This window comes from Turneriella parva DSM 21527, assembly GCF_000266885.1.
Taxonomy (GTDB): domain Bacteria; phylum Spirochaetota; class Leptospiria; order Turneriellales; family Turneriellaceae; genus Turneriella; species Turneriella parva.
This window is the reverse complement of record NC_018020.1, coordinates 2,491,221-2,509,460: the sequence shown is the minus strand read 5'-3', so window position 1 is coordinate 2,509,460 and position 18,240 is coordinate 2,491,221. Positions and strand designations below refer to the sequence as shown.

19 protein-coding genes are annotated in these 18,240 nt (G+C 54.8%); 12 read left to right on the top strand and 7 right to left on the bottom strand.

The features are described 5' to 3' along the window. Positions 1-49: 49 nt before the first annotated feature. Positions 50-658 (bottom strand): class II aldolase/adducin family protein, encoded by a 609-nt coding sequence (locus TURPA_RS11990; RefSeq protein ID WP_014803570.1) that lies wholly within the window; start codon positions 656-658, stop codon positions 50-52. Between the two features lie 56 nt (positions 659-714). Between TURPA_RS11990 and TURPA_RS11985 the strand changes: the two genes are divergently transcribed. Further along, on the top strand, positions 715-1,890 hold the full coding sequence (locus TURPA_RS11985; protein ID WP_083847792.1) for a glycosyltransferase family 4 protein: 1,176 nt from the start codon (positions 715-717) through the stop codon (positions 1,888-1,890). Between the two features lie 4 nt (positions 1,891-1,894). Here TURPA_RS11985 and TURPA_RS11980 read toward each other — a convergent pair whose 3' ends face one another. Beyond that, a complete protein-coding gene (locus tag TURPA_RS11980; protein ID WP_041948493.1) occupies positions 1,895-2,716 on the bottom strand; it encodes a DUF3108 domain-containing protein in 822 nt (273 codons plus the stop codon). 212 nt (positions 2,717-2,928) lie between these two features. Between TURPA_RS11980 and TURPA_RS11975 the strand changes: the two genes are divergently transcribed. Continuing rightward, complete coding sequence (locus TURPA_RS11975) at positions 2,929-5,289, top strand: C1 family peptidase (protein ID WP_014803567.1); 2,361 nt, start codon at positions 2,929-2,931, stop codon at positions 5,287-5,289. Positions 5,290-5,349: 60 nt separating this feature from the next. Continuing rightward, positions 5,350-5,790, top strand: coding sequence for an acyl-CoA thioesterase (locus tag TURPA_RS11970; protein WP_014803566.1), 441 nt, complete (start codon positions 5,350-5,352; stop codon positions 5,788-5,790). 21 nt (positions 5,791-5,811) lie between these two features. On the opposite strand, the gene TURPA_RS11965 is transcribed toward TURPA_RS11970, so the two are convergent. After that, a complete protein-coding gene (locus tag TURPA_RS11965; protein ID WP_014803565.1) occupies positions 5,812-6,573 on the bottom strand; it encodes a hypothetical protein in 762 nt (253 codons plus the stop codon). Positions 6,574-6,619: 46 nt separating this feature from the next. Between TURPA_RS11965 and TURPA_RS11960 the strand changes: the two genes are divergently transcribed. The 4 genes from TURPA_RS11960 to TURPA_RS11945 all read left to right on the top strand — a co-directional run bounded on the left by TURPA_RS11960 (position 6,620) and on the right by TURPA_RS11945 (position 9,291). Next, positions 6,620-8,038 (top strand): aldehyde dehydrogenase family protein, encoded by a 1,419-nt coding sequence (locus TURPA_RS11960; protein ID WP_014803564.1) that lies wholly within the window; start codon positions 6,620-6,622, stop codon positions 8,036-8,038. Continuing rightward, positions 8,035-8,307, top strand: coding sequence for a DUF1905 domain-containing protein (locus TURPA_RS11955; protein ID WP_014803563.1), 273 nt, complete (start codon positions 8,035-8,037; stop codon positions 8,305-8,307). The genes TURPA_RS11960 and TURPA_RS11955 overlap by 4 nt, the downstream gene beginning before the upstream one ends. A gap of 73 nt (positions 8,308-8,380) precedes the next feature. Further along, positions 8,381-8,974: a hypothetical protein gene (locus TURPA_RS11950; protein WP_014803562.1), complete on the top strand. Its 594-nt coding sequence runs from the start codon at positions 8,381-8,383 to the stop codon at positions 8,972-8,974. An 8-nt stretch (positions 8,975-8,982) separates the two neighbouring features. Then, on the top strand, positions 8,983-9,291 hold the full coding sequence (locus tag TURPA_RS11945) for a hypothetical protein (RefSeq protein ID WP_014803561.1): 309 nt from the start codon (positions 8,983-8,985) through the stop codon (positions 9,289-9,291). Here the strand turns inward: TURPA_RS11945 and TURPA_RS11940 are convergent. Together TURPA_RS11940 and TURPA_RS11935 are read right to left on the bottom strand one after the other, a co-directional pair. Further along, positions 9,288-10,484 carry an EstA family serine hydrolase gene (locus tag TURPA_RS11940; RefSeq protein WP_014803560.1) on the bottom strand — a complete coding sequence of 399 codons (1,197 nt, stop codon included), beginning with the start codon at positions 10,482-10,484 and terminating at the stop codon, positions 9,288-9,290. The genes TURPA_RS11945 and TURPA_RS11940 overlap by 4 nt on opposite strands. A 58-nt stretch (positions 10,485-10,542) precedes the next feature. Continuing rightward, positions 10,543-10,782, bottom strand: coding sequence for a glutaredoxin domain-containing protein (locus TURPA_RS11935; protein ID WP_014803559.1), 240 nt, complete (start codon positions 10,780-10,782; stop codon positions 10,543-10,545). Positions 10,783-10,903: 121 nt separating this feature from the next. Here TURPA_RS11935 and TURPA_RS11930 point away from each other — a divergent pair, with 121 nt between their 5' ends. Then, on the top strand, positions 10,904-11,842 hold the full coding sequence (locus TURPA_RS11930; RefSeq protein WP_053332183.1) for a hypothetical protein: 939 nt from the start codon (positions 10,904-10,906) through the stop codon (positions 11,840-11,842). 25 nt (positions 11,843-11,867) lie between these two features. Here TURPA_RS11930 and TURPA_RS11925 read toward each other — a convergent pair whose 3' ends face one another. Beyond that, positions 11,868-12,716: an alpha/beta fold hydrolase gene (locus TURPA_RS11925; RefSeq protein WP_014803557.1), complete on the bottom strand. Its 849-nt coding sequence runs from the start codon at positions 12,714-12,716 to the stop codon at positions 11,868-11,870. 96 nt (positions 12,717-12,812) lie between these two features. On the opposite strand from TURPA_RS11925, the gene TURPA_RS11920 reads away from it, so the two are divergent. The 3 genes from TURPA_RS11920 to TURPA_RS11910 are packed head-to-tail and all read left to right on the top strand — an operon-like array spanning position 12,813 to position 16,456. Continuing rightward, a complete protein-coding gene (locus tag TURPA_RS11920; RefSeq protein ID WP_014803556.1) occupies positions 12,813-13,187 on the top strand; it encodes a response regulator in 375 nt (124 codons plus the stop codon). After that, positions 13,184-15,871 carry a 7TM diverse intracellular signaling domain-containing protein gene (locus TURPA_RS11915; protein ID WP_014803555.1) on the top strand — a complete coding sequence of 896 codons (2,688 nt, stop codon included), beginning with the start codon at positions 13,184-13,186 and terminating at the stop codon, positions 15,869-15,871. Before TURPA_RS11920 ends, TURPA_RS11915 begins: the two co-directional genes overlap by 4 nt. A 9-nt stretch (positions 15,872-15,880) precedes the next feature. Further along, entirely contained in the window at positions 15,881-16,456 is a 576-nt protein-coding gene (locus tag TURPA_RS11910) for an RNA polymerase sigma factor (RefSeq protein WP_014803554.1), read from the top strand. A gap of 19 nt (positions 16,457-16,475) precedes the next feature. On the opposite strand, the gene TURPA_RS11905 is transcribed toward TURPA_RS11910, so the two are convergent. Next, on the bottom strand, positions 16,476-17,210 hold the full coding sequence (locus TURPA_RS11905) for an arginyltransferase (RefSeq protein WP_053332182.1): 735 nt from the start codon (positions 17,208-17,210) through the stop codon (positions 16,476-16,478). A gap of 27 nt (positions 17,211-17,237) precedes the next feature. Here TURPA_RS11905 and TURPA_RS11900 point away from each other — a divergent pair, with 27 nt between their 5' ends. After that, on the top strand, positions 17,238-18,239 hold the full coding sequence (locus TURPA_RS11900; RefSeq protein ID WP_014803552.1) for an aspartate-semialdehyde dehydrogenase: 1,002 nt from the start codon (positions 17,238-17,240) through the stop codon (positions 18,237-18,239). The last annotated feature ends 1 nt before the right edge of the window (position 18,240 follow it).

Here is an 18,240-nt window from a genome sequence, read left to right as displayed (position 1 = left end):
AAAGATTATTGTATTTCAGGTATTAAACAGACATGAAGCGGAAGAATCTTCAGCGCCCAAATAGCTTTATCGCACCCTCGAGCGCCAACTCAGCCTGAGCCAAATTTGCCCCGAAAGTGATGCATCCCTCTTCATGCCCCGCCATCACAAGAGCGCGCACTTCTTTTAGATTCGTCTCTTTATAGAGTCGCTGCATTTCGCGCGCCATTGCGGGTGTGCCATAGGGTATCGACGCATTTGTCGTCGGTAAATGCTGAAGCGCGCGCCGCCACAATTCGCGCTGGTGTATATGTATGACCGCACCAATCGTCGGCTCGAGTTCGTAAACGGCCGCATGCGTCAGCGATTCTGAAGATGCCTGAACCGGCCCTCTGCATTCGACTCTGTTCTCAGCGATGCTGTAACCTGTAACTCGGGCGATATGCTCTGCACGCAGCTTCGGCAGATGGCCTGTTTGCGTGCCCGTGATAAAGAAGTGTCCGGTTTTGGGGATTCGGGCGCTCACATTACCAAAGCCGATGCCATCGGGGTAAACCCCAATGAGTCCGCGCGCGAACAGGCGGTCGCGACACGCGATGAGATTTTCAACTTCTTCGGCGTCCGGCTCAGCAGCTGGTCTGAAATCGACACGGTATTTCGTGACCCCTTCGTCGCGCATAGGGTGCACTCTTGCCCGCCCATGGCCCGTCAGGCCATAAATAGAATAAATTGCCCATGAAACAGATAAATCCTATATTATGGGAACTAAATCTCATCAGACGAGGTCTCACCGATATGCAGTACCCGATCGCGATTCTGTGCTCATCTTCAGCCTGGGGCGGCCTCGAACTTAATGTTTTGCGCTTAGCGCGCTGGTTACGCGCGGCCGGCAAAGACGTTCTGCTTATCGGCAAAGCCGAAACGCCGCTCGCCGAAGAAGCGAAAAAACACGGTGTGGATTTTCACGCGATCAGGCCAGGCTCGCGCTACTTTGACTATGCTTCTGTGAAAAGCATGCGCGACGTGGCCGAGGCGCAGGGTGTCGGCGCTCTCATCGTCAATACGAACGCCGACCTGTTCAGGGCCGTGTTAACAAAAATTCTAATGCATTCGCGACTGAAGCTCGCGTACGTGCAACACATGCAGATCGGGCACGCAAAGCGCGATCTCTACCACACGTGGCTCTACAAAAAGCTCGACGTCTGGATATCGCCGCTTCCAGGCCTCGGCAGGCAGGTTCTGCAGCTGACTCGTTTGCGGCCCGACAAACTGCGCGTAGTACCACTCGGCATCGAGCTTGAAAATTTCACGCCGCGCAGAATGAACGCACAGACGGCGCGGCACGAGCTGAATCTGCCACAAGATGCGATTATCGCCGGTGTCATCGGCAGGCTAGACCCGCAGAAAAATCAGGCGATGCTGCTGCGCGCCGCTGCGCAGCTGATTCACGAGGGGCTGCCGCTGAAGCTCTTGATCGTCGGCGCGAATACTCTCGACAACCGTTCTGATTACCAGCGCGAGCTCGAGGCACTGTGCGATGAACTGCAGATAACCGATGCAGTCCATTTTCGCCCATTCATGCAAGACCCTGCCGGTGCGTTCGCGGCCCTCGACATGTTCGTACTGACCTCAGAAAAAGAAACCTATGGCATGGTAACGATTGAAGCTATGGCCGCAGGTTTACCGGTGATCGCAACGCGCAGCGGGGGAACGCCCGAGCTCGTCGACGACGGCCAAACCGGCATCTTGTTCGAACCGCACAGCGACGACCAGCTGCGGGCGGCGCTGCGAACTCTGGTGAAGAACGCGCATCTGCGCCGACAATATGGCAATGCCGGGCGCAAAAAAGCGATGGCGCGCTTCTCACACCGGCAGCAGATTGCGGGCATGCTGAGAGCGATCGAAGCCTGATCGATTAAGGCTGAGAGTATTGCTCTAACAGAATATTGGCGACGCCGAGGTATGGCATCGTCGTCCAGATCTTTACCGGGACAAAATCAGCGTCGGCGGTTATCCACATGTCGATCTGCGACTGCGTATTAAAGAAGACATTGCCCATCGCCGGGCCTTTACCTTTCGCCTCGTCGGCGAGCGCCGAACGCACATGAATAATTTCACGCGTACCAAAAAAGGGAATGTCATTGCGCGTTTCGCGCGCCAATACTTTCAGAATTAGAGTACGCCTTGAACCTGCGGGCAGAACCGGCACGCGCAAAACCTCGCCCACCTTGGGCACGCGCCCTGTACTGCGCACATAATAAAAGGCCCCAAGCAGATCTTGATATCCCCCTGAGATGCTGACGTCTGCCGCGTCATTCGATTCTGATTTGGGCGGGTTGCTGTGCGGATAACTGAGCTCATGAAAGCGCTTCTCATTTTTTTCAACGCGCACCGAGCGGCCTGCAAAGCGAAACTTGCGGCGCTGGTAGGTGTCGCCCTGGTATGCCTCTTCGTAGGCAATCACCGGGGTGCGCGCGACGTGGTTCCATTTTGCGGCAAAAGAGCCCTGAATATAATAGATGCCGTGCATCACCGGCAGCGAGTTCACGCGCGCGTTGATCGTAATAAATTTGTCGCCTTCAGATCGCGTGCGCATCGTCACATCGCCGGCGCGAATGCCTTTCCATTCGATGCGAAAGTTCATCGTTTCGTTATAGAAACCGGGCAATTTCTGCGCCGAAATGCCGGCCGTCAGAAGCAGAACGCAGACCAAGACGCTGCGCGTGATAATTTTCATGGTCGTATGTTTCTCGTCGCCTAAGCGGGTCAAGAGATATTGGTGCAGGGTCTGCGCTGATTCGTTTTTACGGCAATTGGTTTTACTTTGGGCCTTTCCCGCGCAAGCGGGAATCTCCCTTAGTTTCATGTATATCGATGCCCGCTTTCGCGGGCATGACGTTAGTTCAGAAATTTTACTTGCGGCTTGAGAAAACAAAGCCTTTATGGGGAATGAAGCCCTTCTTTATATCTGCGGCGCTTGTTCTCGTCATGTTTACAGCAGGCGGCCCGGCATCGACAGAACCAGCCGTCGAAACACGCAACGAAGGTTATTTGCCAGAACCTCCCGAAGTTTACGATCGTATTCCTGTTTCTGATAGCGCATTCATTCGCCACCGGGGTTTACCATCGCGGGTTGATCTGGCACAATTTTTTCCGCCGCCGGGCAAACAGGGTAAGCAGGGCAGCTGCGTCGGCTGGGCGACAACGTATGCGCTCAAGAGCTATCACGAAAAACGCAAGCGCAACCATGACTTTGGGCCGCATGTACAAGAAGCCGGCGGCCGCGGTGAAAACGTGTTCTCTCCTGCCTGGACTTATAATCAGGTGAATAAGGGTAAAGACCGGGGCGCGCACATACCGCATGCGCTCGACCTGCTTGTCGAAAGGGGTGCGGTGACCTGGGCCGAATGGCCTTATAACGTGGCGGATTTCAAAAAGCAACCGACCTCGGCGCAGCTCAAGACTGCAGCGCAATACCGCGCGAAGGGCTATGAGACCGTACCCGCGCATGACACCGAGGCGCTCAAGGCAGAACTCGCTAACGGACAGCCAATGGTGATCGGCGTCAACTCAGGCCCCGACCGCTGGAAATGCTGCCGCAACGAGAGCGTGTACGATGGTTACACCGTCGCGAACAAAAATGGGCACGCGATGGTGCTGATCGGCTACGACGACAACAAGCGTTCGCCGAAGGGGCACCGCGGCGCTTTTAAGATCATGGATTCAGACGGCAACAATTGGGGCACGAACGGTTACGGCTGGGTGTCTTATGAATTTGCGCAGCAGTTCTTTTATGCTGCGTATGCTCTCAGGGACTGGCAACCACAGGGCGATGCCCCCATAGGCGAAAAGTTATCGCCGCCAAAGAATCTGCGCGCAAGCCAGGGCACAGAATCTGACAGCATCACGGTAACATGGGCGGCTTCAACCGGTGCACTCGGTTACCAGGTTCTGCGCAGCGATAGCGCCGACGGTTCGTTCGGGCAAATATCTGAAACCGCCGAGACGCATTTTAAAGATTATTCGATCGACTCAGGCAGAAACTATTATTACCGTATCGTCGCTCTGAATGAAACAGAAAAAACCAGCGCTGATGAGAGCCTTGTCGCAAGCGGCTACGCCGCCGAGCAGAAAATACTGGGGGCGGTTCAGGGACTCAAAGGCGAACTTTTGCCCAACGGCCAGATTCGCCTCAGCTGGCAGGGAGTTGAACTCGCAACGTCATACAAAGTTACCAAGGAAAATTTCGCCAGCGGTGCCTTTACCACGATTGCTACACCGCGCGGTACGACGCATACAGACATTCGCCCTGCGGCCGGGCCAAATACGTACGCCGTCATCGCGATTGGCAGAAGCGACGAAGCGCCGCCATCGGCATCGATCACCGTCGAAGGCAAATCAGGCATGCCCGGGCGCGTCGAAGGGCTGCAGGCATCTGCCGGTGTATTCGCCGACAAAATTCAACTCACCTGGACTGCCGTACCGGGCGCCGACCGCTATTGGGTTGTGCGCTTTAACGCCTCAAGCGGCCTCTGGCAAGAAGCCGGTTATGTGAAAACCAATGCATTCAGCGACTCGTCTCCTGAAGCTAAAAGCGGCACTGTGCAGGCATATAGCGTGCGCGCGATCTCGGGCATTCAGGCAGGGCCGGCGGCACTACCGGCGAGGGGTCACGCCAACACCAACGTCAACCGCACCGGTAAGCCCCCACTCGCTCCGGCAAACCTGAAAGCGACCGCAACTAAGACCGGAGTCTTGTTGCAGTTCGCGAAGGTCGCCGACGCGGCAGATTATCTCGTGTTTCGTAAGGCGCCGGGAGAAAGCAATTGGAACTTCATCGCAGCGACTAAAACCCCGCGCTTCAGCCACGAATTGGATGTTTCGGGAAAACTCTTTTTTTATGCAGTGCGGGCCCGTGGCACGAACGGCGTTGAATCAGAACTTTCTAAGCCCATTGGCTTTTCGCTCGCAACCGACAAATCGCTTTTCAAAACACGCAGCGCGCATGCTCTGCTGCCAACAGGCGCCTTAAACGGCAGTTACGCGGGCAATTTTTATGGTGCCAATGGCAAACAGGTCGACTTCACTCTCGAGATTCGTGCAGCCGGCGTCGGTTCAGAAATTCTGTTTATGCACTCGGGCAGAACTTTCAAGACTCAGGTCGCCGGCATTACCGAACCTCATCGCATTCTGGCGTCAGGTTTCGAAATCGCAGCGGCGAAGGGTAATTTCAACCGCCTCTTTATCTCGTGCCGGCAAAAGCCAGCCTGTGGCCAGCCGTTTCGTGATACCGCAACTCGTGTGAGGTAAGAAAAATGCTGCGCATCTGCCATCAACTTGACGTGTGCTTGCGGGCGCAAAGGCAACCCTATGGCTAAACCCACGCGGCCAATGCGCGACAGCTATCGCTTCTTTACCCCGATCACTACGCGCTGGTCAGACAACGACATCTATGGTCACGTGAACAATGTCGTTTATTACTCTTATTTCGACACTGTCGCGAATCTGTACCTGATCGAAATTGCAGGGCTGAAAATTCACAGCGACAACATCGTCGGTTTCGTAGTGAGTTCAGGTTGCAACTACCACGAACCGGTAGCCTACCCCGACAGATTAGAAGGGGGATTTCGGGCGAACAAAATCAGCGGCTCGTCTGTCGAATACGGCGTCGCTATATTTCGTGAAGGCCAGAACGCAGCTGTGGCCGATGGCTTCTTCACGCACGTGTTCGTCGACCGAACCACCGGGAAACCTGTGAGAATTCCCGAAGCAATTCGCACCTCGCTCGAAAAGGTGTTGGTCGAAATCTGATATTTTTCGAAACGCGGGCAGCTATTTAGCCATGCCGTTGCCATACGCCAAGAGGCCCAGTAACTGCAACGGTGAAGTAACAATATCAATCGGCACGGTTATGCCATACCAGGCGTACATGGCCGCAAGATTCAGACGGCTGCGCTCGCGCCACGCGATATCGCGCATTACAATTTCGTAATCGGTTGCGGGTGCCTGAGCAAAAGAAGTGACCTGACGCCCCTCACGCCAGTAAGCGAGCATGCCGCCAAAACTGTAGATATTGGTAAAATCCATCACGAGCACGGCTGATGGGCCTTCGCTGGCAACTACGTTATACTGAAAATGTTTCTGAAGAATTTCTGCAGCTGAGACGTTATCGCCCGGCTTCAAGAACAATATTTGGCGAAAGGCGGCGTCTTCGAGGCAGCAGGCATTCTGTTGAATCAGGTATACGGTATGCCCCGTGGGCATGCGCTCAGAAGTTTCGTAAAAACGAATGCCTTCGAATGTTGACTCAACATTGAGCCAGCGGTTTGCGCCAAGCAAAACATCACCAAATTGCAGCGTCGATTTGCCAGGCTGCACCGTGAGTTCACCTTTAAGCACCCGGTAGTTTTTGCCATCAGTGAGGCGCCGGTCAAATTCGTTTACAGCCGAGCGGTAGTGTTGAATTGCCTTCGAGTTTTTCGTGGTGAGGCAACCCGAAGAAACCAAAACGGCGAGAACCACCAGCGATAACCGTGGGTACATGAACCAGATTGGCATCTCGTGGCAGACCTGAAAGAAAAAATGGCAAGCCATGCGATGTGCTCGCCTTGCCGGCCGCTTCATCAAAAATGGCCGCGTCATGAAAGTCTTTCCCTATTACCTTGCCAATCGTGCTGTTACACAGAGCCAGGCAAAGCTTAAGATTGCCGACAAATACACGAACGCGATCTACGCCGAAGTCGCACTCGCCGATGCGCAGATAATCGATCGGGCGATTGCCGCTGCCCTCGTCGCCGAAAAACCGATGGCCGAAATGGCGCCTTACGAACGCCGTGCGGTGCTCGAGCACGTACTGACACGCGTCAATGAGCGGCAGGCAGAGCTCGCTGACCTTCTCTGCATCGAAGCGGGCAAACCTATCAAAGACGCGCGCGGTGAAGTCACCCGCCTCATGGACACCTTTCGCATCGCGATGGAAGAAGCAACGCGCATCGGCGGCGAGGTAATGCCGCTCGACATCACCCCCCGTACGAAAGGTTATCGCGGCTTCACGAAACGCGTGCCGATTGGCGCCTGCTCGTTTATCAGCCCGTTTAATTTCCCATTAAATCTCGCCGCTCACAAAATTGCCCCCGCCATAGCAGCAGGATGTCCCTTCGTTCTGAAACCGGCGTCACTGACGCCACTCGGCGCGCTCGTGCTGGGTGAAATTCTCGCTGAAACAGCCCTGCCCCCGGGAGCGTTTTCCATTCTGCCCTGCCCGCGAGACGCGGCCGAACTTTTCGTCACAGACGAACGCCTGAAGCTCTTGAGCTTCACGGGCTCTGCCGAAGTCGGCTGGGCGATGAAGGCGCGTGCCGGCAAGAAGAAGGTAACGCTAGAACTCGGCGGTAATGCAGCGGTGATTATCGACAGCGACGCCGACATTGACGCGGTGGTGCCGCGCATTGTCTTTGGCGCGTTTTATCAGTCGGGCCAGAGCTGCATCAGTGTGCAGCGAATTCTTGTGCATGAGAGTCTCTATGAAAAACTGCGGAGCCAGCTGGTTGCAGCGACCGCCTCGCTTAAGGCGGGAAATCCTCATGATGAGACCACTTTCATTGGGCCCATGATTTCAGAAACCGAAGCCCGGCGCCTCAAAAGCTGGATAGACGAAGCCGCGGCAAACGGCGCGCGCATTCTGACGGGCGGGCAGCTTGTGGGCACGATGCTCGAACCGACACTCGCCGAAGGCGTCGCGCCTGCCGACAAACTGTGCGCCGAAGAGGCCTTTGGCCCGGCAGCCGTGCTCGAAACTTTTTCTGATTTTGACGAGGCGCTGCAGCGCGTGAACCGTGGCCGCTACGGTCTGCAAGCGGGTATCTTCACCCGGGACATCCATAAAGCGATGCGCGCGTGGGATACATTAGAGGTCGGTGGCGTCGTCATTGGCGACGTGCCGAGTTTTCGCGTCGACAACATGCCCTACGGGGGTGTGAAAGATTCGGGTCTGGGGCGCGAAGGCATTCGCTCGGCAATCGAAGACATGACCGAAGTGCGGTTGCTCGTTATCAAGTGAAAGTATGGATCTATGACGGCCCCACTCCCTGGCACTTCGTGACGTTGCCTAAAAAGCTGGCTGCAGAAATCAAGGTGTTTCACGGGAATCTTGCCAAAAGTTTCGGCTCGATCGGCGTTACAGTGACTATCGGCGATACGACCTGGAAAACTTCGGTATTCAGCGACACAAAATCTGGCTCGTACGTTTTGCCATTGAAGGCAGAGGTGCGCCGCAGAGAAGGTATCGTCGCTGATCGCACGATTCAGATCATTCTCAAGATTGCATAGCCAATACCCTTGCTGGCTCAACAAATAGGTAGACGACCTGTAACTGCTCGTGCACCCGCGCTCAGGAACCCCAATGAAAGCGATTAAGATTATTGCAGCTATCATTATTGTACTGGTTAGTGTGCTCTTCGGCATGTACATCTGGCTCGGCGGATTTCGCAGCGTCACGGTGACGCGCTCTTCGTTCGGCCCGGCCGAGATTGTCTTCGCGACGCACAAAGGTGCTTACAAAAATCTCAGCACCAGCTGGAGCGCCTTTCAGAAAGAATGGCAGGCGGCAGGACTCAAAGATTGTAAGGCTCTGGCAATCTATCTAGACACACCTGAAACACCTGAAGACAAGCTCCGTTCGGTAATTGGCTGCGATATTAGTAATCTAGACGATGCCCTTAAGATGAGGCTACGCAGCATGTTACGGTATCTCGTGATTCCGAAGTCGACTACGATCGCGGCGACATTCCCTTACAAAAACCCAGCGTCTTATTTCATTGGCCCGATGCGAGTCTACCCTGCTTTCAAACAAGAGCTGGCAAAAGAGAAGATCGTGCCCCCGCTCGCGATTGAGACCTATGGCTACATGTCTGCCCCAGCGCCCGAAATGGGCTACGCTATGCCGCTCGACCTCAAGCGAGAGGACTTTGCACCACTGTTTGATGCATTCAAGTAGTACAGTTCATGATCAGGCCCCTTAGAAAGACAGCAACACCGACGATTGCACTGATCATGTGCGGTGCTCTGCTAATGCAGCGGCCGCTTGCAGCACAAAGAAAATCCTCCATTGAGCCGTATCAAAACCCGTTCGCAGTCAAGACGCATGTCGACGGCAGCCCACTGCTCATCGATGGTCGATTTGAGTTCTATATGTTTCCGGGCGCGCGCCGCGAGCGCACACCCGATCGCCAGATGACGTGCGGCGAGCGTATCGCAGTCACAACGGTCAACGTGGCGGCTCAGCTGATTCGTTCTGCAGTGAGGCGCCGTTAATTGACACACTCGTATAACGCCCGACAAAGCCGCAAGGTCTTGTCTGGCCTGATCTTGTAGTCCATCTTGTTGCAGACATAGCCGAATGACAATTTTGCTTTGGGGTCGGCGAGCGCGAGTGAGCCCCCCATACCCGAGTGGCCGAATGCCTCGACATTCGGCGAGTAAAGCCAGCGCTCTTCTTTAAGAAAGCCGAGGTTCCAGCCCAAGGGCTTCTGCAGCACAAGATCGTACCGCAACGGATTCTCTTTCGTCAGTTGGCGCATAAGCTCGGCGCCCGCAAATTGAACCTTGCCGAGTTTGCCACCGAGCGCAAAGACGTTCATCAAGGTTGCGAGCGAACGGGCATTGGCGACGCCATTCACCCACGGCAGCTCGAGGCGGCGCACCCAGGGTTCGTTGAAAATTTCAACACTCTTCGGGCCTGCCGAAGGGTTCATGTAGGCCTGTTCAATGGAATTGTTTCCTGAAATAAAGGCGCGACCAATACGCCCTTCAGTCGTCTCACCCATAATCATGTCGGGCACGAGCGCGACCAGGCGATCGACGACTGAAACGGGATATAGGGTCGCCACGCGCGTGTCGTATTCTTCTTTCAGCCCGATGTGGCAATCGATGCCGAGTTTCTTGGCGACTTCGCGCGCGAAAAACTGCCCGATAGACTCATGTGCAACCTGCCGAAAAAGTTCGGCGGCGTATGCACCCCAAACCTGAGCGCCATAACCCTGGTTGCTGCCGGGTATAAAGAGCGGCCGCTGCATAATGAGAGCATTATAGACTTTCGAATAGTTGTCGCCGAAATCAGATAAGTGCAGCGGCTTATCGACCGCATACAGCCCGGCGCGGTGCTCGAGCAACTGGCGGCAGGTAATTTCACCCTTGCCCGCGAGCGCGAAGTCGGGCCAGTAGTGCGCGACGGGTTTTTCGTAGTCAAACTTCTTGCGGTTCGCGAGAATCAGAAAACACAGCGCGGCGAGCGCCTTTGTCACCGAAAATACCGGCACAATAGAATCTTCGCGCCAAGGGTCTTCGATGTTCTTGTCTTTGAGGCCAGCCCAGATGTCGACGACCTTCTTGCCGCGGTGATAGACGCAGATCGCGCCCCCGATTTCTTGCCCGGCATCGAAATTTGCCGCGAACGCGTCGGCGAGCGGCGCAAATGGTAACGACCAATGCCCTTTGAGTTCTGCCACGCGGGCAGGTTTTTGGCATTAAGTCAGCCGTCGCGTTTTTTTGATAGAGCGCCAGAGACTAAAACGAAAGTTCACCCGTTTTGACTTTGGCAATCATGTCGGTATAGCCGCCAATAAAGTTGCCGTCGATGAATATCTGCGGCACTGTCATGTGCTGCGTTCGGGCCTTGAGCGCGTCGTATTCGGCGGGGTCGCGCTCGATGTTGATCTCGTCGTACGCAATGCCACGCGCCGCGAAAAACTCTTTCGCGCGATCGCAATATGGGCAATAACCTTTGGTGTAAATCTGTACGTTCATATCAGGATTTCTATAGCCTCAAGGTATGCGCGAATGCTGAGTCTTGCCACTTTTTTTGACACGTCTAATTTGTTTTTGCCGTAATAATTTTCAGCGTGGCGCTACAAATAACATGGGCACTATGATGAAACACCGGCACCTCGTTTTACTCTGGAGCAGCACCCTGCTCTCTTGTGAAAGCGCCCGAAATCTGCAGCCGCCAGACCTTCACCCGGGCTTCGACCAATATTGGCAGCAGGGTAAGGCAGAGCTCAGCCGCTATACGCTCACGCAGGCGAGATATGGCAACCTTAACCGTGGCGAGATGATCGTCATTACCGTCACGGAGCCGTTTAACGCCGACAAACAGGTAAAGTCTGACAGTGCGTCGGGCCAGGCAGTGCGGGCAGTCATGAAGGCGCAAACGATGCGTCGCTTCACCACCGGCATCTATGACTATGCGATCACCACCACGAGCTTCAAGCCGCTCGACGATGCAGTAACCCGGCCGGCGATGAAGATCACTTCGACTTCAGTCGACTGGTGCGGCCAGACCTTTGCGCAGTTGAATCAGGCGAAGACGGGCTACCGGGTCGAATCGCGCTCTTATTTCGAAAGCGAGGGTGATGAAACTTTTGTCGTCGGCGATGCCTTTGGCGAAGATGAAATCTGGCAGCGCATTCGCCTCGCGCCCGATTTGTTGCCCGTCGGCGAAAACAAGGTATTGCCGGCTTTGGCAGCGGCCCGGCTGAGGCACAGGCGCCTGGCAGCTGAACCAGCGAGCGCAACGCTCGGCGATTACCAGGGAAAAGATTTCTCAGGCAAACAGCTCAGAAGCTATCGCCTCGTCTATGCCCGGGGGCAAAGCCATGAAAGAAGTGTGGATTTCGTTTTTGAACGTGCCTTTCCGCACACGATCGTCGGCTACGCAGAAGAGTATGCAGATGGTTTTGTCACACCGCGCAGGCTGAAGACCGTCGCAAAGTTAACCAAAACAATGTTGCTGGATTATTGGCGTACGCATGATGCGGAGCATGAGGTACTGCGCCAACAGCTGGGCGTCACGGGTTTTGCAAATTAAGCAGCGGGTGCGAAGCCCCCGCTGCTTAATGGCACTGCAGCCAGAGTTTTAGGTTCGCAAAACACTCCACCTCTTCTTCAAGAATCGGAATGTGACCCGAAGCTGCGTATTCGTGGTACGCAGCATTCGGCATCTTGCGCGCAATTTCACGGGCCTGCCCGGGGTCGACGACTCTGTCATGGGCACCTGTGATAAAAAGTGTCGGCAATAATGAACCGGTAAGCGCAGGCCTCAGATCTGCCTTGTCGATAATTGTGAGCCATGCGCCCATCACTTCGGGAGAAATGTTCAGCATCTGCTCACGGTACGCCCTGACATATTTATCCGCATCGCGCCGGCGAAAGAAAGCCTTGCTGTCGTGTACGCCCGTCTCGAAGATATTCTTGAATGCATCGGGCAGCGAACGTATGAAGGCAAAAGGCAAGTGCAGCGCAGCGTGCAAGTTGAGTTTGTAGAGATCTTTCGCGAAACCGAGCGGTCCCCTGACCGGGCCGTGAACCACCGGCCCGATAGCGACAACGCGCTTCACAAGCCCGGGATGCAAGATGCCCAGCGCCAGCGCAACGAGCCCACCGGTTGAATGGCCGACGACAGTCACCTTCTTTTTGCCGACGATCTGTTTGATCGCGGCTGCCTGCATTGAAGCGACCTTTACGAGGTCAAAATCGTGCACATGCGCTGGCAATGTCGCAGGGTGGTGGCCGACAAGATCGAGATTGTGGCAGGTGCCCAGCGCCGCAAAATCGGCGAGCACCGGCCCCCAGAAATTGCGTACCGAACACCAGCCATGTATCAGCACAAATATTTCGGCGCCGTCGCCATAACTTTCGTAGGCGAACCGTAAATCACCTGCTTTCACTTCACGGGTTGCCATGGTGCACCAATAGCTACACGGCCGAGGTTGGGTCAATGAATTGACGGCGTTGTCATTTTTATTTTCAGCCTGTCGCCCTGTCAGATTGTAGCTGCAATGGCGCTTAAAGTGCTCATCGTCGACGACTCGCAGATTATGCGCGATGTCATGCAGAAATTTCTCGCAGGCTTTGACCTTGAAATTGCGGGCACGGCGCGCGATGGCGAAGAAGCCATTAAACTTTTTCGCGACATTCACCCAGACATTGTCACGCTCGACATCACCATGCCGCGCATCGACGGCCTCGCCGCGCTGAAAGAGATGAAGAAGATCAGACCAGAAGCCCAGGTGATGATCGTCTCGGCAATCAACGACAAGAGCGTCGTTCTGAAAGCACTCGACGCCGGCGCGGCGCTCTTCATCAACAAGCCGGTTTCGGCCGAGGCAGTGAAAACTGCCATCACGAAACTTTTGAGCCAGCGCCAGCCGTGAAAAGATTCTTTATTTTTGCTGCGGTGCTGCTGGCACTGTGGTCGTCGGCAAGCCACGCGCTAGCCAAAACAATTGTCGCCGATGGCGTCGCCGACCTGACCCGGCACAGCATCAGCGATCAGCAAGAAGTCTCACTGGACGGAGATTGGAAATTCTATTGGCATGAGTTTATACCTGTCGATGGAGCTAAACCACAAACGACGCCAATTCTGCTGAAGGTGCGGGGCACCTGGAAAGGTGCCGACTACCGGGGTCAGGCGCTGCCGGCGACAGGCTGGGGAAGTTACGAGCTCACGCTGCAGACCGGTCAGGCGCAGGGCACGCTGGCACTTCGACTGCCGAACATCGGCACTGCGTATGCACTGTTCGCCAACGGCATCAAAATCGCGCAAATGGGTCGGGTCGCGAAGCATGCCAATGAATCGGTCGCGCGCACGCAGCCGCAGGTCGTGAATCTGCCGCCTGCTGACGGCAAGAATGCCGTACACCTGGTGATGCACGTGTCGAATTTTGAAGACCGCCACGGCGGTATCTGGCAGACGGTAAAGCTCGGTCGGCCCGAGGTTCTGCAGAATGGCGTCAGCCAGAGCTTCATGGCTGCTACATTTTTATGCGGAGCTATATTGCTCATCGGCCTGCACCACATGTTCTTGTTTGCGCGCCGCCGCTCTGAATTATCGAATCTTGCGTTCGGTCTCTTATGCCTGCTGTTTGCATTAAGGCCGCTGGCCGAGGGTAACCGCTTTCTGCTCACGATGTTTGCCGATCTGCCATCGACCCTGAATTCGCGCCTGGCATACCTCACATTTTACGGGGCTGTGCCGCTCAGCGCCTGGTTTTTGAGGTTGGTTTTTACCCGGCAATTTCACCCGATCGTCTTTCGCATTATTTTGATCGTAATGCTGCCCCTCTGCCTCGCGGTGCTGGTATTGCCCCCGCGGTGGTATTCTGAAACCTTGAGTTGCGTGCAGCTGTTTTCTCTGGCGCTGATCATTTACAGCTGCATCGTTATCATTCGCGCGATTGCAGCGAGGGAGCGCGGCGCTAAGACACTGGCAGCCGGCCTGGTGCTGCTTTTTGCCGGCGCGACAGCGGACATATTGACGGTAGCAAATGTTCTTAATCTGCCAGAGCTTGCTCCCCTGGGCCTCATCGGTTTCATCATGTCGCAGTCGGTGCTATTGAGCCTTCGCCAAGAACACGCTTACGAAAAGCTTGAGATTCTCGCGCAAGAAAATACCGCGCTCATCAGCTCGATGGAAATCAAAATTCTCGAGCGCACGGCGATGATCGCCGAACTGAGCGCCGAAGGCGATGCTGTGCTCGGCGCGCTGTCAGAAGGTGTCTTTCTGATCGGCCGCGACCAGATCATTGGCAACAAGATATCGCCCAAGATTCTTGAGTTGCTCGAAGTCGACCATGAAGATCTGGTGCAGAAATCGTTCGCCGAGGTCATTTTGCAGGTTACGGGCGAAGCTCTGTCAGAAGACGCGCGCCTGTTTCTGAACGTTCTGTTTAACCCCAGCATGGACGACGAAACTGTGGAGCAGCTGAATCCGCTCAGCCTCGTGACGGTTCGCGGCTTAAGGTCGCAGCAGCAGAAGATTTTGCGATTCAATTTTACGCGCCAGCGCAAGGGCGACCGCATCATGGCAGCTTTTGCCTCGTGCCGCGACATTACGGCGGAAGAGAAAAAGCGGATTGAGATCGAAGAGCGCGAATCGCGCGCCCAGAATCAACTCGAAATCGTGCGAACTCTTTTCAGCGTTAGCCCTGAGGCCCTGCAGGCATTTTATGGCAGCATCGAATCTGAACTCGAAGATATTGTCACCGCACTTAGCCCCGACACCGCCCTCGGAGTGCGGGAGCGGCTTGAACGCGCGTACCGCGCGGCGCATACCATCAAAGGCAGCGCGCAGCTTTTCAAAGTCAATTTTATCGCCGGGCAGGCGCATGCCTTTGAAGACAAACTGCAATCCCTTTTGAAACAAGATACGCTGCAAAACCTTGATCTTTTGGGGGTCAATCTGGCGCATACAGAATTGCAGCGTGCGCTCGAAGAATTCGAAGAAATGATTCTGAAAATTCTGAACTTTCAGAAAAACGCCGGCACGATGCATTTGAACAGCATCGATATTTTACGCGAGGCGCTGCCGCGCATGGTGGCTGAAATCTGCCAGAAACTCGGCAAAGAAGCTGAGATACATTTTACCCGATTCTCTGCCGAGCTCATACCATCCCGGTATACTTCGGCACTCCGAGATGGCCTTGTGCAGTGTGTGCGCAATGCTCTTGCGCACAGCATCGAGTCACCTGCGCGCCGCGAGGCTCTGGCAAAACCCCGCACTGCACGTATTGAGATTGATGTCAGCGAAAAAGAGAACACGCTGTTCATTAAGATTCGTGATGATGGCAGCAGCTTTGACATCGAAAGAATTCGGCAGGTTGCGGCGGCGCGGCAGCTCGCCTCGCACGACGACCTGGCGCGCATGCCAGACCACGAGATCATAACTTTTATCTTTGAAACGGGCTTTAGCACTGCAGAAAGCGAAGGTTCGATAGCAGGGCGCGGCGCCGGCATGGATATCATCGCCCGCAAAATTCGGCAAATCGGCGGCAAACTTCGTATTCGCTGGGCAAAAGAACAGTTTACTGAGTTTACCTTTGTTTTGCCGAAAAAATAATGGCGCAAGATGATTCCCGCTGACCCCAACGAGATTCGTCCTGCCCCTGCAGACCGCAGCAGCACCCTCGACGCAGATTTTCAGCGCATCTACAACAAGAGCAAGAACCGGGTGCTCAACTACATCACCCGCTCGGTGCGCGACCGTGACGAAGCGCTCGACCTGCTGCAAGAGGTTTTTATCACCTTTTACGACAAATTGCCCGAGCTCGACATCTCGACTGATCGAATTGAATCGTGGCTCGTCAAAACTGCGCGCAACGTTATTCTCACTTATGTGCGCGACACTCACCGGCGCCTCACGCGTGACCTGCAAAATACGCAAGAAAGCGACACCTGGGAAAAAGACGAACAGGTCGGTAAGATCTACCAGAAAGAACTCGAGAAACACATCGATGGCTTTCTCGAATCGTTGAACGACAACGAACGCAATTTATTTATTCTGCAGAAAATTGAGCAGGTCAAATACAGCGACCTTGAGAAAATTCTGGGCGTTCCGCAGCGCACGATGAAGCGCATGGCAGCAAACCTGCTGCAGCGCCTGAAAGAACGCACCTCTTTTGACAAAGATTATCTGGAAAACTAAACCATTATCGCGAATGCGATTATTGTTTGGATTTCCAGCGAAAGCCCTGATAGACTTCGGCAGGGCCAAAATTGGCTTTGTAGCTCATCTTGGGGTGGTTTTCGAGATACAGACCGAGGTTGAGGTATTTTAGACCCAGCTTTTTCACCTGCTGTAGTGCTAACAAAATATTCAGTGTACCGAGCGATCTTTCGGGCACGTCGGGTTCAAAGACCGAATAGACGGCCGAAAGCGAATCGTCGGTAACGTCAAACGTTGCGAATGCCAGCACCTGCCCGCTCTCGCGCACAGTGAGTTCAAGCGACGATTGCGGATTCATATACATCTGCCGTATCATCGCCACCGCGAGTTCTTGCCGAATCGAAAGAATCGTCGCATCACCGAAGTTCTTATGGCGCGAAAGCTGGTACCGCACATAAAGCTCAAATTTTTCCTGCGAGGCTTTCGGCTCGGCCCACGTAATTTCGCATGCCGCGTTGCGGGCGAGCACCCGACGAAAACGGCGGCCGGGTTTGAAGCGCTCGACGAGCACGCGGTAGGGAGTGCATTCTCTGCAGCCCCGGCAAAACGTGCGGTAATAATCGGGCCCATAGCGCCGGTAGCCTTTATTCAGAATTCGGGTGATCTGCGCCTGCGAAAACTCATGGTTTTCGTCGCTCAGCATACGGTTGCGCGTAGCCCGTTCGGGGTAATAGCCGCAGGGACCTTCGGTCATGAACGAATGCACCTGGGCAGATACCGTTTCGATTTTCAACCTGTCGCGCTAAAAATTGATGAACGTATGGCAGGCAAGAATGTGGTTATCGCCGGGGCGTCGGGAGCCGTCGGTATTGAGTTCATGAGCGTTCTCGAAAAAATGAATTTTCCCGTGAACTCACTGCGGCTTCTGGCGACGAAACGCAGCGCGGGCAAAAAACTGAAATTTCGCGGCGAAGACATCACGATCGAAGAAATGACCGCGTCTTCGTTCAAAGGCGCAGATATTGCGCTCTTTTCAGCCGGCAGCTCGGTGAGCAAAGAATTTGAAAAAGCCGTTGTCGATGCCGGTTGCGTGATGATTGATAACAGCTCTGCGTTCAGAATGCGCGAAGGTACGCCGCTCGTGGTGCCTGAAATAAATCCTCATGATGCGAAAAAACACCAGGGTGTTGTCGCCAACCCAAACTGCTCGACGATCATTATGCTGATGGGTGTTTTTCCGCTTCACCAGAAGTTTCCGGTGCGGCGCCTTGTGGTTTCAACGTATCAGGCTGCTTCAGGTGCGGGTTGGGCTGCGATGGAAGAGCTCAAAGACTCGACACGCGCGGTTCTCGATGGCAAAGAATTCACTCCGCAAAAAATGCCTTACCCTTACGGCTTTAATCTCTTCTCGCACAACACCGCGATCGATGCGGCAGGTTACAACGAAGAAGAAATGAAGATGGTGAAAGAAACAAAAAAGATTCTCTCCACCGACGCAATTGCGATCAGCCCCACCTGCATACGCGTGCCGATCTTGCGCGCACACGCAGAATCGATCAACATTGAATTCGCGGGCCAGGCGCCGAGCGAAGACGAAGCGCGTGCACTCTACGAAAAGTTTCCCGGCGTGCGCGTCGTCGACGACCGCACAAAGAATCATTTTCCGATGCCGCTCGAAGCCTCTGGCGAATGGGATTGCCTCGTCGGCCGCATTCGCAAAGACGTGAGCATGCCCGAAAAGGCGCTGAATGTCTTTATCGCGGGTGACCAGCTGCTGAAGGGCGCTGCGCTGAACGCAGTGCAGATTGCGGCGTTGCTCTAGA

Bases quoted from the DNA above. Each gene is read 5' to 3' on its own strand.
- TURPA_RS11990 (WP_014803570.1), bottom strand. From the start codon at position 658: ATGCGCGACGAAGGGGTCACGAAATACCGTGTCGATTTCAGACCAGCT.
- TURPA_RS11985 (WP_083847792.1), top strand. From the start codon at position 715: ATGAAACAGATAAATCCTATATTATGGGAACTAAATCTCATCAGACGA.
- TURPA_RS11980 (WP_041948493.1), bottom strand. From the start codon at position 2,716: ATGAAAATTATCACGCGCAGCGTCTTGGTCTGCGTTCTGCTTCTGACG.
- TURPA_RS11975 (WP_014803567.1), top strand. From the start codon at position 2,929: ATGAAGCCCTTCTTTATATCTGCGGCGCTTGTTCTCGTCATGTTTACA.
- TURPA_RS11970 (WP_014803566.1), top strand. From the start codon at position 5,350: ATGGCTAAACCCACGCGGCCAATGCGCGACAGCTATCGCTTCTTTACC.
- TURPA_RS11965 (WP_014803565.1), bottom strand. From the start codon at position 6,573: ATGGCTTGCCATTTTTTCTTTCAGGTCTGCCACGAGATGCCAATCTGG.
- TURPA_RS11960 (WP_014803564.1), top strand. From the start codon at position 6,620: ATGAAAGTCTTTCCCTATTACCTTGCCAATCGTGCTGTTACACAGAGC.
- TURPA_RS11950 (WP_014803562.1), top strand. From the start codon at position 8,381: ATGAAAGCGATTAAGATTATTGCAGCTATCATTATTGTACTGGTTAGT.
- TURPA_RS11945 (WP_014803561.1), top strand. From the start codon at position 8,983: ATGATCAGGCCCCTTAGAAAGACAGCAACACCGACGATTGCACTGATC.
- TURPA_RS11935 (WP_014803559.1), bottom strand. From the start codon at position 10,782: ATGAACGTACAGATTTACACCAAAGGTTATTGCCCATATTGCGATCGC.
- TURPA_RS11930 (WP_053332183.1), top strand. From the start codon at position 10,904: ATGATGAAACACCGGCACCTCGTTTTACTCTGGAGCAGCACCCTGCTC.
- TURPA_RS11925 (WP_014803557.1), bottom strand. From the start codon at position 12,716: ATGGCAACCCGTGAAGTGAAAGCAGGTGATTTACGGTTCGCCTACGAA.
- TURPA_RS11920 (WP_014803556.1), top strand. From the start codon at position 12,813: ATGGCGCTTAAAGTGCTCATCGTCGACGACTCGCAGATTATGCGCGAT.
- TURPA_RS11910 (WP_014803554.1), top strand. From the start codon at position 15,881: ATGATTCCCGCTGACCCCAACGAGATTCGTCCTGCCCCTGCAGACCGC.
- TURPA_RS11900 (WP_014803552.1), top strand. From the start codon at position 17,238: ATGGCAGGCAAGAATGTGGTTATCGCCGGGGCGTCGGGAGCCGTCGGT.